This window comes from Nocardiopsis sp. CA-288880, assembly GCF_050955985.1.
Taxonomy (GTDB): domain Bacteria; phylum Actinomycetota; class Actinomycetes; order Streptosporangiales; family Streptosporangiaceae; genus Nocardiopsis; species Nocardiopsis tropica.
The window spans coordinates 3,358,956-3,375,736 of sequence record NZ_CP192105.1 but is presented as its reverse complement, the minus strand read 5'-3'; the positions used below and the strand labels follow the sequence as shown (position 1 = coordinate 3,375,736).

Sequence of the window (16,781 nt, the reverse complement as noted above, 5' to 3'; positions counted from 1 at the left end):
CCCCACAAGGAGCCGCGGTGGACGCCCTCGTCAACCAACTCCCCACCGGACTGGCCATCGGCGCCGTCCTCCTCCTGGCCGCCCTGGGCCTGAACTTCACCTTCGGCCAGATGGGCGTCATCAACATGGCCCACGGCGAATTCATCATGGTCGGCGCCTACACCGCCTACGTCCTGCACGCCTGGGCCGGCCTGGACCCCACCTGGGCCCTCATCGCCGCCCTGCCCCTGGCCTTCACCCTCACCGGCACCCTGGGCTGGCTCCTCGAACTCGGCCTCATCCGCCACTTCTACGGGCGCCCCCTGGACACCCTGCTGCTCACCTTCGGCATCGGCATGATCCTCCAACAGGCCGCACGCGACACCTTCGGCGCACCCAACGTCGACGTCCCCGCACCCGGCTGGCTCACCGACGGCACCACCCTGCCCGGCGGCATCCGCCTGCACCACTCACGCCTGTTCATCCTCGCCCTGGCCCTGGTCTGCGTCCTGGCCATCGCCCACTACCTGCACCGCACCCACCAGGGGCGCCAGATGCGCGCAGTCATCCACAACCGCGACCTGGCCGGCGTCAGCGGCATCAACACCCGCAAGGTCGACGCCACCACCTTCTTCATCGGCTCCGGCCTGGCCGGCGTCGCCGGCGTCGCCCTCACCCTCATCGGACCCACCGGCCCCACCCTGGGCGCCAACTACATCGTCGACGCGTTCCTCGTCGTGGTCATCGGCGGCCTGGGCCGGCTCCGCGGCACCGTCCTGGCCGCCTTCGCCCTGGGCATCCTCAACGCCACCGCCCAGGCCTGGACCGACGCCTCCCTGGCCAAACTCCTCGTCTTCGCCGCCATCATCGCCTTCCTCCAGGCCCGCCCCCAGGGACTGTTCACCGTCAAGACAAGAGCGCTGACATGACCCCCACCCCCGCGCCCGAACCCGGACGGCGCACACCCCTGGCCCGCCTGCGCGGCCCCGCCACCTTCCTCGCCCTGCTCGCCGCCGCCCTCCTGCTCCTGCCCCACCTCCTCGAACCCTTCCGCCTCAACCTCCTCACCCAGTACCTGTGCTACTCCATCGTCGCCCTGGGCATCGCCCTGGCCTGGGGCCGCGGCGGCATGCTCACCCTCGGCCACGGCGTCTACTTCGGCCTGGGCGCCTACGCCATGGCCATCCACCTGACCCTGGCCGCCACCGCCGCCGACCCCCTCACCCGCGGCCGACTCCCCCAGTTCATGACCTGGTCCGGGCTCACCGAACTCCCCTGGTTCTGGCAGGCCCTCACCCACCCCGCCGCCGCCGTCACGGCCGCACTGCTCCTCCCCACCGCCCTGGCCGCCCTCCTGGGCTGGTCCGTGTTCCGCCAACGCGTACGCGGCGCCTACTTCGCCCTCCTCAACCAGGCCCTGGCCGCCGCCTTCGTCATCCTCCTCATCGGCCAACAACACCTCACCGGCGGCTCCAACGGACTCACCGACTTCCCCGTCTTCGCCGGCCACAGCCTCTACACCCCCACCGCCCAGACCACCCTCTACACCCTCACCGTCCTGACCCTGGCCGCCACCTACCTGCTCATGCGCCACCTCACCCACAGCCGCTACGGCAGACTCCTCATCGCCATCCGCGACGGCGAGGACCGCGTCCGCTACCTCGGCTACGACCCCACCTGGGCCAAAACCCTCGCCTACGCCCTCTCCGCCACCGCCGCCGGAGCCGCCGGAGCCCTCTTCGTCCCCGTCATGGGCATCATCTCCCCCACCCTCATCGGCGTCGTCCCCTCGATCATGATGGTCCTGGCCGTGGCCATCGGCGGCCGCCACTCCCTCGCCGGCGCCGCCGCCGGAGCCCTCATCATGAACACCGCCCAGACCACCTTCTCCGAAACCTTCACCGGAGGCTGGACCTACCTCCAAGGCGCCCTGTTCGTCATCGTCATCGCCCTGGCCCCCCACGGCCTGGCCGGACTCGCCCACACCGCCCGAACCGCCCTGCGCCGCCCACGCACCCCCGCACCCGCCCAGGAGACCGCCACCGCCGGGAGCACCCCATGACCCTGCTCGACATCCGCGACCTCACCGTCACCTTCGGCGCCTTCACCGCCCTGGACCACATCGACCTCACCCTCGACCACGGCGAACTCCGCTTCCTCATCGGCCCCAACGGCGCCGGAAAAACCACCCTCATCGACACCATCACCGGCCGCACCCGACCCACCAGCGGCACCATCACCTTCAACGGCCACACCCTCAACAAACGCAGCGAACACCACATCGTCCGCGCCGGCATCGGCCGCACCTTCCAGACCAGCGTCGTCTTCGAACACCTCACCGTCGCCGACAACGTCGACCTGGCCGCCTCCTTCCGCCTACGCCCCTGGCAACTCCTGCGCCGCCCCCGCACCCCCCACCCCGAGGTCCCCGACCTCCTCGAACGCGTCGGCCTGACCCCCCACACCCACGCCCCCGCCGGCACCCTCTCCCACGGCCAACGCCAATGGCTGGAGATCGCCATGCTCCTGGCCCAACACCCCCGGCTCCTCCTCCTGGACGAACCCGTCGCCGGCATGAGCGCCGCAGAACGCACCCGCACCGGCGAACTCCTCACCCAGATCGCCGCCGACCACACCGTCGTCGTCATCGAACACGACATGGACTTCCTGCGCCGCTACGCCCGCCAGGTCACCGTCCTGCACGAAGGACGCATCCTCACCCACGGCGACCTGGCCACCGTCCAGAACGACCCCCGCGTCCAAGAGGTCTACCTCGGCCGCACCCCCCAGGAGACCCGCCCGTGAACACACCCCACCTGAGCATCCACGGCCTCCACGCCGGCTACGGGCGCGCCCGCGTCCTGTTCGACATCGACCTCACCATCGACCCCGGCACCATCGCCTGCGTCATGGGCCGCAACGGCGTCGGAAAAACCACCCTCCTCAACACCATCGCCGGACTCCTCACCCCCACCGCCGGCACCATCACCCACAACGGCACCGACATCACCCGCCACCCCCCGCACACCCGCACCCGCAACGGCCTCGCCTACGCCCCCCAGGGCCACGCCACCTTCGCCCCCCTCACCGTCGCCGACAACCTCCACCTCGCCCACCGGGCCACACGAAGAGGCGGCCCCGAACTCATCGACGCCGCCCTGGACCGCTTCCCCCGCCTCCAACCCCTCCTGCACCGCCGCGCCGGACTCCTGTCCGGAGGACAGGCCCAACAACTCGCCATCGCCCGCGCCCTGGTCACCGACCCCACCCTGCTCATCCTCGACGAACCCACCGAAGGCATCCAGCCCTCCATCGTCGCCGAGATCGAACAGGCCGTCACCGACATCGCCGCCCAGGGCATCACCGTCCTGCTCGTCGAGCAGTACCTCGACCTGGCCCTGCGCCTGGCCGACACCGTCACCGTCATCGACGCCGGCCGCATCGTCCACAGCGGCGACCGCGCCGACCTCACCGACGACACCGCCCACGCCCTCATGGCCATCTGAGAACCCCCAAACCGAACTTTCCCCAGCCTTGCCCACCAGCGGGTTCACCACCACGCCCCACCGTGATCGACTCGGCAACGGTGCGCCCCCACTGCGGCGCACCACACCCGCGAGACCACGCAGAAGGGGCACCACCCATGGGCCGCATCACCACACGCGACAACGTCGGGATCCACTACAAGGACTGGGGCAGCGGGCGCCCCGTCGTGTTCATCCACGGATGGCCGCTCAACGCCGACGCGTGGGAGGACCAGATGAAGTGGGTGGCCGACAACGGGTTCCGCGGCATCGCCCACGACCGCCGCGGGCACGGCCGCTCCGACCAGCCCTGGAACGGCTACGACTTCGACACCTTCGCCGACGACCTCGACGAGCTCATGAACCAGCTCGACCTGCAGGACGCCACCCTGGTCGCGCACTCCATGGGAGGCGGCGAACTCGCCCGCTACATCGGCCGCCACGGCACCCGCAGGGTCCGCCAGGCGGTCCTGCTCTCCGCCGTCCCGCCCATCATGATCAAATCCGACACCAACCCCGAAGGCGTCCCCGAGGACGTCCTCACCGGCATCAAGAACGGCATCCTCGCCGAACGCTCCCAGTTCTGGAAGGACACCGCCGAGGGGTTCTTCAGCGCCAACCGCCCCGGCAACAAGGTCACCCAGGGCAACAAGGACGCCTTCTGGTTCATGGCCATGCACCAGTCCATCCAGGCCGGCGTCAAGTGCGTCGACGCCTTCGGCTACACCGACTTCACCCAGGACCTGCGCAGCTTCGACATCCCCACCCTGGTGGTGCACGGCGACGACGACCAGGTCGTCCCCATCGACGCCACCGGCCGCAAGTCCGCCAAGATCATCGCCGACGCCACACTCAAGGTGTACGAGGGCGGCTCCCACGGCATCGCCCTGGTCCCCGGCGACAAGGAGAAGTTCAACCGCGACCTGCTCGAGTTCCTCAAGAGCTGACAGGCCCGCCCGGCCCGCGCCGCGGCGCGGGCCGGCCGCCCCCACGGCAGCCGCAACCACCCCGTGCGCACCTGCCAGGAGCCCCCCGACTCCAACCGCTCCACCACCGCGCGCTCCAACCGCGTCCGCCGCGGCGCACCCCCCACATCCACCCGCGCCCTGCCGAACACGAACCGGAACACGTCCGACTCCCCCGGCACACCCGCACCCACCAGCGTGAACCTCCGCTGGAACCCCACGATGTTGGACCCCTCCCCCAACACCTGGCCCCACTGCGGATCCAGCAACCACGACGTACACGTGGCCACCACCGGATCGATCCCCAAACACGTACGAGCGAACCCCCGCGCCCGCCCCAGCGCCTCCTCCACCGCCACCGGGTCCAACCCGCCCGTGGGGATGTGCAACCGCAGCACCGGATCACCCACACCCATCCCCGGCCCCCGCCCCCGGGCCTCCTCGGGCGGATACCACTCCACCCCGCCCTGGTTCCCCAGCAGGGCCGGCTCGAACTGCAGCCCGCCCACCCAGAACAGGCGGCCCCGGAACTGCGCCGCCACCCACGACGCCGTCTCCAGCGACAACCGGCCGAACATCCGCCGCGAACGCCCCATCTGCACACCCACGTCCGCGAGCGTGGCCGCCGTCACCGACCGCTCCACACCCCGCGCACCGTGCGAGGCGAACTGCGCCCCCACCATCGCCGCGAACGCCCACAGCGACGCCACCCGCACCCGCGGATCCTCCACGCCCACCAGCGAGGGCCAGTCCCGCCACTGCCCCGCCGGCAGCTCCGCATCGGCGCACAACCGCCGGTACATGCACTCCACCACGTACCACAGCTCCGGCGGCCACACCCCCCACGGCCCGCCCGAGCCCGGCCACAACCCCTCCACCTCGGCCCGGTCCACCGCCTCCAGGGCGAACAGGTCCAACACCCGCGCCGCCTCCGCCCCCGAGGGCACCACCAGCGCCCTCACCGGCTCCGGCAACAGCGCAGCCTCCTCCAACCACGCACGCTCACCAGCACCCAGCCCGAAACGCTCCGCAACAGCACCACTGTCCATCCCCACATCATGGCCGAACCGCCACACCCGGCGCGAGTGAGGCCAGGCTCACAGGTGGGCATAGGGTTGACGTAACCCGGCGATACCAACAAACCCACCGAAACCGAGGAAGACCACCGATGCCCGTGCCCGACCCGGCGCACCACGTACGCGACTGGCTCGCCACCTACGACACACCCACCACATCGGTGGCCCACCTCCTCTGCGACCGCCACGACCCCCACACCGTCGCCACCACAGAAATCGGCCCCACCCTCACCGCCACCACCCTCACCTACGGCGAACTCACCCACCGCTCCCGCGCACTGGCCACCGGACTCGCCGACCTCGGCATCACCACCGGCGACCGCGTCGCCACCCTCCTGCCCAAAGGCACCGACCTCACCGTCACCGCCCTCGCCGTCTGGCGCCTGGGCGCCGTCCTGGTCCCCCTCCTCTCCTCCTTCGCCCCCTCCGCCATCAACGAACGCCTCACCAACTCCCGCGCACGCCTGGTCGTCTGCGACGACGAATACCGCACCAAACTCGACCCCACCCCCCACACCACCCCCACCTGGGACATCGCCACCACCGGCACCCACCCCCTACGCCCCGGCGACCACACCCTCACCACCCTCACCCAACCCACCACCACACCCACCGTCACCGACACACCCATCGGCGGCCACGGCACCCTCGCCATCCTCTACGTCTCCGCCAACGTCGGCCCGCCCCGCGGCGTCCCCGTCCCCGCCCGCGCCCTGACCGCCATGCACGCCTACCACCACTACGGCCTCGGCGTCCGCGACGACGACGTCTACTGGAACACCGCCGACCCCGGCTCCGCCTACGGCCTCTACCACGGCCTCATCTCCCCCCTCCTGGCCGGACACGGCTCCCTCGCCCTACGCGCAGGATTCTTCGACCCCGAACTCACCCTCGACGTCCTGGGCCTGTACGGCGTCACCAACCTCGCCGCCGACCCCACCACCTACCGCACCCTGCGCGCCGCCACCAAGACCCTGCCCCCCGAAGTCATGGTCCAACGCCTCACCAGCGCCGGCGAACCCCTGGCCCCCGACGTCATCGACTGGGTCGCCGACGTCTTCGGCGTCCCCGTACGCGACCACTACGGCCAGACCGAACTCGGCTGGTGCATCGGCGTCCCCAACGGCGACACCCCCGACCACACCGCCCCCCTCGTCCCCGGCGCCATCGGCCCCGCCCTGCCCGGCTGGAACATCCAGGTCCTCGAAGCCGTCTCCGACGACCCCGCCCCCCTGGGCACCTACGGCCGCATCGCCGTCGACCTCGCCAACAGCCCCCTCGCCTGGTTCGACGGCTACCTCGACAACGAGGCCGCCTCCCAGGTCCGCTTCACCCCCGACCGCGCCCACTACCTCACCGGCGACACCGGCATCCAGGACCGCGACGGCCAGATCTTCTTCTCCACCCGCGACGACGGCGCCATCCTCACCCACGGCTACCGCATCGGCCCCACCGAGGTCGAAGCCGTCCTCAACGACCACCCCGCCGTCGAGGAGTGCGGCGTCTACTCCATCCCCGACGAGATCGCCGGACAGCTCATCGGCGCCCGCATCGTCCCCGCCCCCGGGCACGCCGCCACCCCGAGCCTGGCCGACGACCTCAAGGAATGGGTACGCACCCGCTTCGCCACCCACGCCGCACCCCAGGTCGTCGACTTCGTCGACGAACTCCCCCGCACCGCCTCCGGCAAGATGCGCCGCTCACGCCTGCGATGACCCCGCCGGGCGGCCCGGCGCAGGGCCGGGCCGCCCGGCGTGCACGCCCCCTCGAGAACCACCGCGAACCCACCCAGAACCCCACCCCCAAACCACCCCAGACACCCACCAACCCTCACTTTTGATAAGCTGACTTGTCGAAACCCAGAATTCGGACATCTACCCCACCATCCCCACCCCTGGGAGCCCCCCCTGTGACCGCCACCGAGTTGATCCCGTTCCCCGCCGACGACGACCACGCCCCGGAGGCCGCCGTCCTCGAGGAGGAGGGCCAGGCGCTCGTCCTGCCCGAGACCCAGCTGACCGAGTCGGCCGCGGCCCGGGTGGCCGACGGGTGGGCGGCCTCGACCCGCACCGGCTACGCCCGCGACTGGCGCACCTTCACCGCCTGGTGCTCGACCACCTCGCGCACCCCGCTCCCGGCAACCGCCGAGACCCTCGCGTCCTACACCGACCACCTCGCCACCGCCGGGGCCGCCCCCGCCACCGTGGACCGGGCCCTGGGGTCGATCGCCTCCCGCCACGCCGCCGCCGGACACGCCGTCTCCACCAAGGCCGCCCGGCTGGTGCTGCGCTCCTACCGCCGCGAATGGGCCGCAGCCGGAGGCCGCCGACGGCAGGCGCCGGCGCTCTCCGTCGAGGAGCTGCGGCGGATGATCGACGCCGCCGGGGAGGACCTGACCGGCCTCCGCGACCGCACGCTCCTGCTGCTCGGCTACGCCATGATGGCCCGCCGCTCCGAACTGGCCGCCCTGGACGTCGCCGACGCGCGCCAGGTCCCCGAAGGGCTGGAGGTGTTCGTGGCCACCTCCAAGACCGACAAGGACTCCGCCGGCACCACGGTCGCCGTCCCCTACGGCACGCACCTGGCCACGTGTCCGGTACGCACCGTGGCCGCCTACCTGGCCGCCCTGGCCGAGGCCGGGGTCACGACGGGACCTCTGCTGCGCTCGGTGGACCGGCACGGGCGCCTGTCCGGGACCGCCGAGTCGGCCGGGCGCGGAACAGGACGCATGTCCGGAGCGGGGATCAACCTCGTGGTCAAACGCCTCGCCGAAAAAGCCGGCATCGAGAACGTCACCGCCCACTCCCTACGCGCCGGACCCGCCACCGCCGCGGCGGCCGCCGGAGCCCCCCGCGCCTGGATCGCCCGCCAGGGCCGATGGTCCGAAGCCTCCACCGCCGTCGACACCTACATCCGCCCCGCCGACGCCTGGCGCGACAACCCCATCCGCAAAGTCGGACTCTGACCCCTCGCCCCCACCCGACCCGCATCGACGAGAACAGCCACCCGCCGAACCCGACGCCCGGAGCCGGGTCCGGAACACCGCGACAGGATCCGGTCAGAGACGGGGCCCGGGTGGCCCCCCGGGCCGCCGAACCCGACGACCAGCGCCCTCCGGGACGGCCCACACCCGGCCCCGCAGGAACACGGCGCGGCCCCTGCCGCCCAGCCGCCGCCCCTCCTCAGAACGAGTGCGCCCCGTACGACCACAGGACCGCCACGTCCGGCTTCATACGCAGCCACAGCGTCGACGCCGGAGCACCGTCCGGAAAGTCGACGCGGAGAAACTCACGGCCCACCGCTCGCTCCACCCCGACAGTGCGCACGCCGACGAGGTTCAGATCGAGCAGCCCGGCGCCGCCGCCCTCCGCACACAGCCGCAACCGGACGACCTCGTACCCCGGCTCGATGTCCATCGCGATCTCATAGCCGCACCGAGTGGTCCTGAAGGTCACCGACGTGTACGGCCACAGCTCCCGCCAGCCGTACTCGTACCCGGCCGCCTTCTCGTCCTCGGCATACCGATAGACCGGCTCCTCCTCGAAGAGCCAGATCAAGTCGTCGCAGTCGGGCACAGGCTCCATCACCATGCGCAGATGATGGCATCCGGCTCCCCCGACCGACCCACCGCGACCCCCTCTACGCCCGCGACCTGGGCGGTGAAACAGCAGCGCACCCGCGGATCGACGGCCGGGCGCGGGTGCGGGCGCGGGTGCGGGTGCAACAGCGTGACCGCCGCGACGTCCTCCCGAAGCAGCCCTCCCCGGCCGGCGGCGGCAGGGCGCGCTACGGCGGCGCGTCAACGCCACCGGCCGTCCGGTTGCCGCTCAAGCCCCGACGCGTGGACCGAGGTACAGGCCACCGCTCGCGTCGACGACCTGGCCGGTGATCCAACGAGCGGCGTCGGACGCGAGGAAGGCGACCACGTCGGCGATATCACCGGGGCCGCCCAGCCGGTCCAGTGCCGTCATAGCGGTGATCTGTTCAGTGAGGCCCGGTACGTCGAAGACGGCTCCGTTGGTCGCCGTCCTGGTGACTCCGGGGGCGACAGCGTTCACCGTGATACCCCGGGGCCCGAGTTGGTTGGCCAGGGCCCTGCTCATCGTCTCGACAGCGGCTTTCGTCATCGCGAAGGACGTCTGGGCCGGGTTGGCCATCCGGGTCGCCACCGATGAGATCGTGATGATCCGGCCGCCGTCACGCAGCAGAGGCAGCGCGCGCTCGATGATGAAATACGGCGCTCGCACGTTGACCGCGAACAGGCGATCGAACTCCGCCCGGGTCGTTGCGCCGAGGGGGCCTGCCGGTGCGGCCGCGGCGTTGTTGACGAGGATGTCGAGCGGTCTACCGGACAGGCAGGACTCGACACCGGCCAAGAGCGTCTCGACATCGCCGTCCACGCCCAGTTCGGCCCGGACGGCGCGGGCGGCCCCACCGGCGCGTTCCACCGCCTCGACCGTCGCCGCCGCCCCGCTCTCGTCCGTGCCGAAGTGCACGATGACCATGCCCCCTTCCGCTGCGAGCCGGATCGCGATCGATTGCCCGATACCGCGCGACGCACCCGTCACCAAAGCTGTCCTACCGACCCGACCGCTCACGCCGTCCACCCCATCTTTGTGTTAGCCACTCACATTACGGTAGTGTCTACCACATGACGGAGCGGAAACCGACCCTGAGACAGCGACAGCGAACCGAAACGCGGCACATGATCCAGGCGCATGCGGTACGGCTGTTCACCGACCGCGGCTACGACACGGTGACAGTGGCCGAAGTAGCCGAGGCCGCCGGCGTCTCGGCGATGACCGTCTACCGGCACTTCCCCACCAAGGAGGACCTCGTCCTCATCGACCAGCCCGCCCGGCTCATCGCCCAGAAGGTCGCCGTATCGTCGGCGACGCACCCCGTGGTACGCCGCGTGGGCGGCGCACTCGTCGACGCAGCCACGGTGTTGACCGGCGACAAGGGGGACGAACCAGCGGTGAGCAAACGGTTCCTGCTGGACTGCCTCCGGCTGATGGTCTCGACGCCCGCGCTGCGGGCCCGGCATCTGGACAGCCAGTACGCGCTCCAGCAAGCCATCGTCGACGCCCTGGGAGACGACGCGACCACCCACGACGCCGCGTTCCACGCCCAGGCCGCGACCAGCGCATGCCTGGCCGCGATGCACACGGCACTGACGCGCTGGGCCGAGGACGACGGACAGACGGAACTGCCCGAACTGATCGCGCGAGCACTCGCCGCGGCCTTCGGCGACATCGTCGACCACCGGCCACAGGAACCGGGGCGTGAGACTGGCAGGCTCGCGCGTTAGGCGTCTGCCCTGGCGAGTTCCGCTTTGACCGGTTGGTGATCGCTGCCGGAGCCTTCGCGGGTCTTGAGCCCCAGACCCGACGGAAGCCCCGGGCGCCGGTCGAGTTCTCGTCCGATGAGCAGGCGGCAGCGTTCGCGTCGCTCCGGACACCGCCGCCTCGCGCGGAGCCGAGGAGGTACAACCGAACAGCGCCGACCATCACATCCGGTCGGCGCCCAAGGGCCTCACCGGGCGGTTGCCCCTTCCGGCCCTACTCGGCCTGCCCCCGGCACAGCCGGCGCCCACCCGACCGTCCCTCGGACCGACCACGCCCCGGAACGGCATCACACCCACACATAGTCGTCATCGGTCACAGCACCCCACCCCGCGTCGGCCACCACCGCACGCGGAGACGACAACGCCGCCAACGCCGCACCTACCGGCGGAAACAACGGCAGCGCCCCGGCCGCACGAAAATCCACCCACTCCACGACACCCACCTCGAAACCGCCATCCCGCTGCTCGTCGTACTCCTCCACCGCCAACACCTCCCGCACCGCCTCGCTCACATGCAACCGGTACAACAGGTGCAGCTTGCGCGGAGAGGGCGTGGGCCCCGGACGCGTCACCCGCTGGTCCACCACCCACAACAGCTCCGGCGCCCCCGCCTGCCCCTCCCCGAGCCACAGCTCCTCGCCCAGCTCGCGCCACAGCGCGACCAGCAGGTCCTCACCGGGCTCGACGTTCCCGCCCGGAGGCGTGTAGTGAACCGAGCCGGGCCGGTCCCGGCGGATCAGCGCGACCTCCTCACCGCAGAACACCAGCGCCCCGACACGGATCTTCACACGCGAGAACGCCTCGGAAGCGGTCACAGCGGAGCCCCGCCGAACCGGATCCTGTCGCCCTGCGGATCCCGGAGCACCGCCTCCGTCTCACCGGCCCCGTACGGGGGCGGCGAGCCGAACAGGCGCCCGCGCCGCGCCGGGGCGGCCTGGCGGTCGGTGGCGGGGACTCCCGCGTACAGGTCAAGGGCCATGCCGAGATCCTAGGGACTCCCCTCCCCCGCCGCCATGGGTGGCCCCGCACCACCGCGGCGCCGGGAGGCGCTTCAGGGCACGAGCTCGTCGATGCGCGCGGCCAGGGACATGTCCTTGTCGGTGAGGGCGCCCTCGGAGTGGGTGCTCAGCGCCAGGTGCAGCGTGTCGTAGCGGATGTCGATGTCGGGGTGGTGGTCCACCTGCTCGGCGGCCTGGGCGATCTCGTTGACCAGGGAGACGGCCGCCGGGAAGCCGGACAGGCGCACCGTCCGGCGGATGACGGGTGCCTCGGGGTCCAGCTCCCAGCCGGCGAGTCTGGTCAGGCCGTCACGTACCTGGTCCTCGGTGAGCTTCATGCGGATCCTCTCCCCCTGCCCGCGCACGGCGGGCGGTCTGCAGTGCCCGGTGCGCGGGACGGCCGGGACCGACCGCCCGCGCACCGTTTCCGGCGCCGCCGGGTGAACGCCCGGTCGCCCCGGGTGCGCGCGGATGTGTTCGCAGGAGGCTACGTACCCCTCGGAGAGCCCGTGTTCACACAGAGTTCTCGCCATGAAAGTGATTTCTGGTATTCAGTGCGGCGAAGCCGCCCCTTTGTTCTGTTTGTCTGTTTTTTGAGAGAAGTGCCCATCTTTACGACGTAGATTTTTTGTGCGTTTCGCGTTATCAAGCTGAGGCCCATGCCCTGACCTGCGAAGATGCACCCACACACCCTCTCATCAGCCTTTTCAGCCCTTTCAGGCTTGCGTAATCCCCCGTGGAGCGGTTCACTCTGGGAAACTCCGGCCCTCCCCCACCCCGGCGGACGCTTCCCAGCCACGCCCGCCTCTCCCCCGGAAGCGAGCCCATGCCCCACGAGAAGCGCCGGTCGCTTCGCGCCCGCATGATCACGCTGGTCCTGATCCCCAGCACCGCGCTGCTGCTCCTGTGGGCTGCCTTCACCGCGGTCCTGGTCACCGACATCCGCGAACTGCGCACCACCGCCGCCCTCACCGAGCAGGTCGCCACCCCCGTCATCACGGTCATCGGCGAACTCCAGCGCGAACGGCGCGCCACCATGGACTCCGCCAACGGCACCGAGCGCACCGCCCACCGCCTGCGGACCACCCGGCAGGAGACCACCGAGGCCGTCGAAGCCCTCCGCCTGCGCCTGCGCGCCTTCGACGAGGACGACCTGCCCGAACAGGCCCTGAACTTCCAGCGCTCCCTCAACCGGCTCGAGGCCCACCGCCAGAGGGTCGACGCCCTCTCCCCCGGCGAACGCACCCTGGAGGAGGCCGCCACCGCCTACACCGAGATCATCGAGAGCGGACTGCGCGTGTGGGACGCCCAGGTCGAGCGCGCCGACTCCGCCCAGGTCCCCCACCTGCGCTCCCTGACCTCCCTGGCCCGCACCCGCGAACTCCTCAACCAGCAGGACGCCGTCCTGGCCCACGCGGTCGCCACCAACGCCTTCCCCGCCGAGGCCCACGCCGAGTTCGCCGCCGCCGCCGGGGCCCAGCGCTACACCTGGGGCCGGGTGGGCGCCGAACTCAGCGACCAGGACAGCCAGCACTACCTCCTCCTGGAGTCCTACTCCGCCCTGCAGAGCGTCTACCAGCTCCAGGAGAGCATCATCAGCATGCCCGTCCGGGGCGAGAACACCGTCCCGGTCAACGCCACCGCCTGGCGCGGCGCCGCCGAGGCCGTGGACCTGCGCATGCGCGGTGTGGAGGAGGCCCGGACCGAGCAGGTCATCGCCTTCAGCCACACCCAGTCCGCCGAACTGCGCAACAGCGCCCTGCTCGTCAGCGTGCCCGCCCTCGTGGCGGCGCTGGCCTCCTCCGCGGTGGCCGTGGGCGGCACCCAGCGCCTGGGACGCCGGCTCCAGCACCTGCGGGTCCTCACCCTGGAACACGCGCAGGTGCGCCTGCCCGAGGTGACCGCCCGCCTGCGCGCGGGCGGCAGCGTGGACGTGGACGCCGAGGTCCCCAAACTGCGCGTGCGGGTGCGCGACGAGATCGGCCGGATGGCCGAGGCGTTCAACGACGCCCAGCGGGCCGCGGTCGCCGCCGCCGTGGAGGAGGCGCAGGTCCGCGCCGGGGTGCGCGCCATGTTCCGCAACATCGCGCGCCGCACGCAGTCACTCGTCCACCGCCAGCTGGGGCTGCTGGACACCCTGGAACGGGGCGAGACCGACCCCGAGGTGCTGGAGGCGCTGTTCCGCATCGACCACTTCAGCACCCAGCTGCGGCGCAACGCCGAGAACCTCATGCTGCTGAGCGGGGACACCCCCGTGCGCCGCGGACTGGGCCCGGTGCGGCTGCACGAGGCGGTGCGGGCCGCCGCCAGCGAGATCGAGGACTACGCGCGGGTGCGCATCCTGGCGCTCCCCCCGGTCGCGCTGCGCGGCGACGTGGGGACCGACACCGTCCGGCTGCTCGCCGAACTGCTGGAGAACGCGACCTCCTTCTCCCCCCCGGGGACGGAGGTGACGGTCCGGGGCCGCGAGGACGACCGCGGCCGCCACGTCCTGGAGGTGGAGGACCGCGGACTGGGCATGACCGACGCCCAGCTGGACTCGGCGAACGTGCTATTGGCCGACCCGCCCCGGTTCGACCTGGCCCGCATGCGCGAGGACTCGCACCTGGGCCTGTTCGTGGTCGCCACGATCGCGGCCCGGCACGACTTCGAGGTGACGCTGCGGGACTCCCCCCACGGGGGCACCCGGGCCGTGGTGTCCATCCCCCGCCGGGCCCTGGCCGCCCCCGGGGACGGCCCCTCGCCGCTGCAGGCCACCGGGCCGCACCGGCGGCTCGTCCCCGGCACCGGACCGGCCGCCCCGGCCGCGGAGCCCGGCGGGGTGCTCACCGAGGTCGCGGCGGCCCCCGCCCCCTCCGAACCGCAGGACCGGGACGCCCCGGCCGGCGAGGGGGCCGCCGACGGCGGCGCCGCCGGGGACGGGGCGAAGGACACCTACATGGGGCTGCCACGGCGCCGGCGCAAGCACGTGGCGTCCCCCCAGGAGGCGCCCGCGGCGGCGCAGGACACGGGCGGGCAGCGTTCGCTGTCGGACATCCGGTCCATGATGAGTGCCTTCCAGTCCGGGACCCTGCGCGGGCGCGCGGAGTCCGAGGAACTGGGTGAGGGTGGCGCGCGCGGTGCGCGCCCCGGCGAGAGGTCGGAAGGGTGATGTCGATGTCGGCGGGCACTACGGCGGGAGACCGGGTCACCGGTGGAGAAGAGGTGGGCGGGGAGTCCCCGGCCAGGACCCTGGACTGGCTGCTGGGCGACCTGGTGGACAGGGTGGCCGGTGCGCGCGACGCCCTGCTGCTGTCCGCGGACGGCCTCCTGCTGTCCTCCTCCCCGGGACTGGTCCGGGAGGAGGGGGAGAGGCTCGCGGCGATCGCGTCGGGGTTCGCCAGCCTGGCCCGGGGGGCGCGTTCGCAACTGGGGGCCTCGGAGGTGCGTCAGACCGTCGTGGAGATGGACAACGTCTTCTTCTTCGTGCTGGCCGCGGGCCGGGGCGCGTCGTTGGCCGTGGTGGCCGAGTCCACGTGCGACATGGGCCAGGCCGCGTTCGAGGTGAACCGCCTCGTGCGCCAGGTGGGGCCGCACCTGTCGGCGCTGCCCCGCCGCGGGCACGGGAGGTCGTGAGGCGGGGGCCGGGGCGCCGCGACGGCGCACGGCCCGTGCCGTCGAGGAGGAGTGGGAATGAGCGCGGTGCCGCCTGGCGAGGAGTCCCCCCGGGGATGGTCGTTCGAGTCGAGCCTGATCCGGCCCTACTCGCTGACGGGTGGGCGGACACGGCCCTCGCGCTCGGACTTCTCCATGACGTCGCAGGTGGTGGCGGTCCCGTCGGGGGCCCCGCCGGAGGTGGACCCGGAACTGGAGCTGATCCTGTCGCTGTGCGCGCGTCCGCTCTCGGTGGCGGAGGTGGCCTCGCGGTCGGGTTTTCCCCTGGGCGTGACCAGGATCCTGCTGGCCGACCTGTTGGACCAGGGGTACGTGATGGTGCATACCTCGGACTGGGAGCGGAACAGGCCCGACGCGGCGACGCTGCGCGCGGTACTGGACCGTATCCGGGAGTTGTGAGGGTGGAACGGATGGGCCTGAGAGGCCGGATGGGGTGGATGGGGCGTTGGTCGTGATGGAGGCCGAGGGGGCAGGGCCTGTCCCCGACACCCTGAAGATCGTGGTGGCCGGGGGTTTCGGGGCCGGCAAGACCACCTTGGTGTCGGCGTTGAGCGAGGTGGAGGCGCTGCACACCGAGGAGGTCATGACCTCCGAGAGCGTGGGAGTGGACGACCTGGAGGGCGTGGAGGGCAAGACCACGACGACGGTGGCGCTCGACTTCGGGCGCATCACCTTGGACGAGTCGACGGTGGTGTACCTGTTCGGGACCCCCGGGCAGCGCCGGTTCTCGTTCATGTGGGAGGAGCTGGTCGAGGGCGCTCTGGGCGCGGTGGTGCTGGCCGACACGCGCCGGCTGGCGGACTCCTTCGACGCGATCGACTTCTTCGAGTCGCGCGGGGTGCCGTTCGTGGTGGCGGTGAACTGCTTCGACGGGCACCGCACGCACCGGGCCGACGACGTGCGGGTGGCGTTGGACCTGGAGGAGCGCGTGCCGCTGCTGCTGTGCGACGCGCGGGACCGGGAGTCGGTCAAGGAGGTGGTGGTGGAGCTGGTGTCGCTGGTGCTGCGGTTGGAGCTGTCGGGGGCCTGAAGGCGGCCCGGCCCGGGCCGTGATGGGCGCGCCGGTCGGGCGGACCCGCGCCCCGGGCGCGCGCGAGGGGCTGCCGGCGGCCTCCCGGGAGGGCCGTCCGCTGTACCGGGCCCCGGGGCGGCGGGTGCACGCGGACGCGGTCATCGGCTCGACCCCGGGGCCCGCCGCCGCGGGGGAGGCTCCGGCCTCCCCCGCGGTCCGGCCCTGA

General features: G+C 71.9%; 17 protein-coding genes and 1 pseudogene. 12 read left to right on the top strand and 6 right to left on the bottom strand.

What is annotated here, in order from left to right; all coding sequences use genetic code 11:
- Positions 1-17 precede the first annotated feature (17 nt).
- From urtB to ACQPYD_RS14400, 5 genes are all read left to right on the top strand, one after another.
- Positions 18-908 carry an urea ABC transporter permease subunit UrtB gene (urtB, locus tag ACQPYD_RS14420; protein WP_433701494.1) on the top strand — a complete coding sequence of 297 codons (891 nt, stop codon included), beginning with the start codon at positions 18-20 and terminating at the stop codon, positions 906-908.
- Positions 905-2,041 carry an urea ABC transporter permease subunit UrtC gene (urtC, locus tag ACQPYD_RS14415; RefSeq protein WP_433701493.1) on the top strand — a complete coding sequence of 379 codons (1,137 nt, stop codon included), beginning with the start codon at positions 905-907 and terminating at the stop codon, positions 2,039-2,041. The genes urtB and urtC overlap by 4 nt, the downstream gene beginning before the upstream one ends.
- Complete coding sequence (gene urtD, locus ACQPYD_RS14410; protein ID WP_330159516.1) at positions 2,038-2,784, top strand: urea ABC transporter ATP-binding protein UrtD; 747 nt, start codon at positions 2,038-2,040, stop codon at positions 2,782-2,784. Before urtC ends, urtD begins: the two co-directional genes overlap by 4 nt.
- Positions 2,781-3,485, top strand: a complete 705-nt coding sequence (locus ACQPYD_RS14405; protein ID WP_433701491.1) for an ABC transporter ATP-binding protein — start codon at positions 2,781-2,783, stop codon at positions 3,483-3,485. Before urtD ends, ACQPYD_RS14405 begins: the two co-directional genes overlap by 4 nt.
- Positions 3,486-3,622: 137 nt before the next feature.
- Entirely contained in the window at positions 3,623-4,450 is an 828-nt protein-coding gene (locus ACQPYD_RS14400; RefSeq protein WP_433701490.1) for an alpha/beta fold hydrolase, read from the top strand.
- Positions 4,451-4,494: 44 nt separating this feature from the next.
- Here the strand turns inward: ACQPYD_RS14400 and ACQPYD_RS14395 are convergent.
- Positions 4,495-5,517, bottom strand: a pseudogene (locus ACQPYD_RS14395) (acyltransferase domain-containing protein); the annotation flags it as partial.
- 119 nt (positions 5,518-5,636) lie between these two features.
- Between ACQPYD_RS14395 and ACQPYD_RS14390 the strand changes: the two are divergent.
- Both ACQPYD_RS14390 and ACQPYD_RS14385 read left to right on the top strand, forming a co-directional pair.
- Positions 5,637-7,259 carry an AMP-binding protein gene (locus ACQPYD_RS14390; protein ID WP_433701489.1) on the top strand — a complete coding sequence of 541 codons (1,623 nt, stop codon included), beginning with the start codon at positions 5,637-5,639 and terminating at the stop codon, positions 7,257-7,259.
- Between the two features lie 194 nt (positions 7,260-7,453).
- Complete coding sequence (locus tag ACQPYD_RS14385; protein ID WP_433701488.1) at positions 7,454-8,509, top strand: tyrosine-type recombinase/integrase; 1,056 nt, start codon at positions 7,454-7,456, stop codon at positions 8,507-8,509.
- 217 nt (positions 8,510-8,726) lie between these two features.
- Here the strand turns inward: ACQPYD_RS14385 and ACQPYD_RS14380 are convergent, their stop codons facing one another.
- Positions 8,727-9,134, bottom strand: coding sequence for a hypothetical protein (locus ACQPYD_RS14380; RefSeq protein ID WP_433701487.1), 408 nt, complete (start codon positions 9,132-9,134; stop codon positions 8,727-8,729).
- A 237-nt stretch (positions 9,135-9,371) separates the two neighbouring features.
- On the bottom strand, positions 9,372-10,151 hold the full coding sequence (locus ACQPYD_RS14375) for an SDR family oxidoreductase (protein WP_433701486.1): 780 nt from the start codon (positions 10,149-10,151) through the stop codon (positions 9,372-9,374).
- Between the two features lie 98 nt (positions 10,152-10,249).
- On the opposite strand from ACQPYD_RS14375, the gene ACQPYD_RS14370 reads away from it, so the two are divergent.
- A complete protein-coding gene (locus ACQPYD_RS14370; protein WP_433701485.1) occupies positions 10,250-10,855 on the top strand; it encodes a helix-turn-helix domain-containing protein in 606 nt (201 codons plus the stop codon).
- A 323-nt stretch (positions 10,856-11,178) separates the two neighbouring features.
- Here the strand turns inward: ACQPYD_RS14370 and ACQPYD_RS14365 are convergent, their stop codons facing one another.
- From ACQPYD_RS14365 to ACQPYD_RS14355, 3 genes are all read right to left on the bottom strand, one after another.
- Entirely contained in the window at positions 11,179-11,679 is a 501-nt protein-coding gene (locus ACQPYD_RS14365) for an NUDIX domain-containing protein (protein WP_433701484.1), read from the bottom strand.
- Positions 11,680-11,702: 23 nt separating this feature from the next.
- Positions 11,703-11,870, bottom strand: coding sequence for a hypothetical protein (locus ACQPYD_RS14360; RefSeq protein WP_433701483.1), 168 nt, complete (start codon positions 11,868-11,870; stop codon positions 11,703-11,705).
- A 72-nt stretch (positions 11,871-11,942) separates the two neighbouring features.
- Positions 11,943-12,227: a 4a-hydroxytetrahydrobiopterin dehydratase gene (locus tag ACQPYD_RS14355; RefSeq protein WP_433701482.1), complete on the bottom strand. Its 285-nt coding sequence runs from the start codon at positions 12,225-12,227 to the stop codon at positions 11,943-11,945.
- A 488-nt stretch (positions 12,228-12,715) separates the two neighbouring features.
- Here ACQPYD_RS14355 and ACQPYD_RS14350 point away from each other — a divergent pair, with 488 nt between their 5' ends.
- Genes ACQPYD_RS14350 through ACQPYD_RS14335 form a run of 4 tightly spaced genes read left to right on the top strand, consistent with a single transcriptional unit; the run spans position 12,716 to position 16,573 of the window.
- A complete protein-coding gene (locus ACQPYD_RS14350) occupies positions 12,716-15,040 on the top strand; it encodes a sensor histidine kinase (RefSeq protein ID WP_433701481.1) in 2,325 nt (774 codons plus the stop codon).
- The gene (locus ACQPYD_RS14345) at positions 15,040-15,504 is read left to right on the top strand and encodes a roadblock/LC7 domain-containing protein (RefSeq protein ID WP_267949931.1); all 465 of its coding nucleotides are present in this window, start codon (positions 15,040-15,042) and stop codon (positions 15,502-15,504) included. The genes ACQPYD_RS14350 and ACQPYD_RS14345 overlap by 1 nt, the downstream gene beginning before the upstream one ends.
- A gap of 57 nt (positions 15,505-15,561) precedes the next feature.
- Entirely contained in the window at positions 15,562-15,942 is a 381-nt protein-coding gene (locus ACQPYD_RS14340) for a DUF742 domain-containing protein (protein ID WP_433701480.1), read from the top strand.
- Between the two features lie 55 nt (positions 15,943-15,997).
- Entirely contained in the window at positions 15,998-16,573 is a 576-nt protein-coding gene (locus ACQPYD_RS14335) for a GTP-binding protein (RefSeq protein WP_267950376.1), read from the top strand.
- Positions 16,574-16,781: the final 208 nt, after the last annotated feature.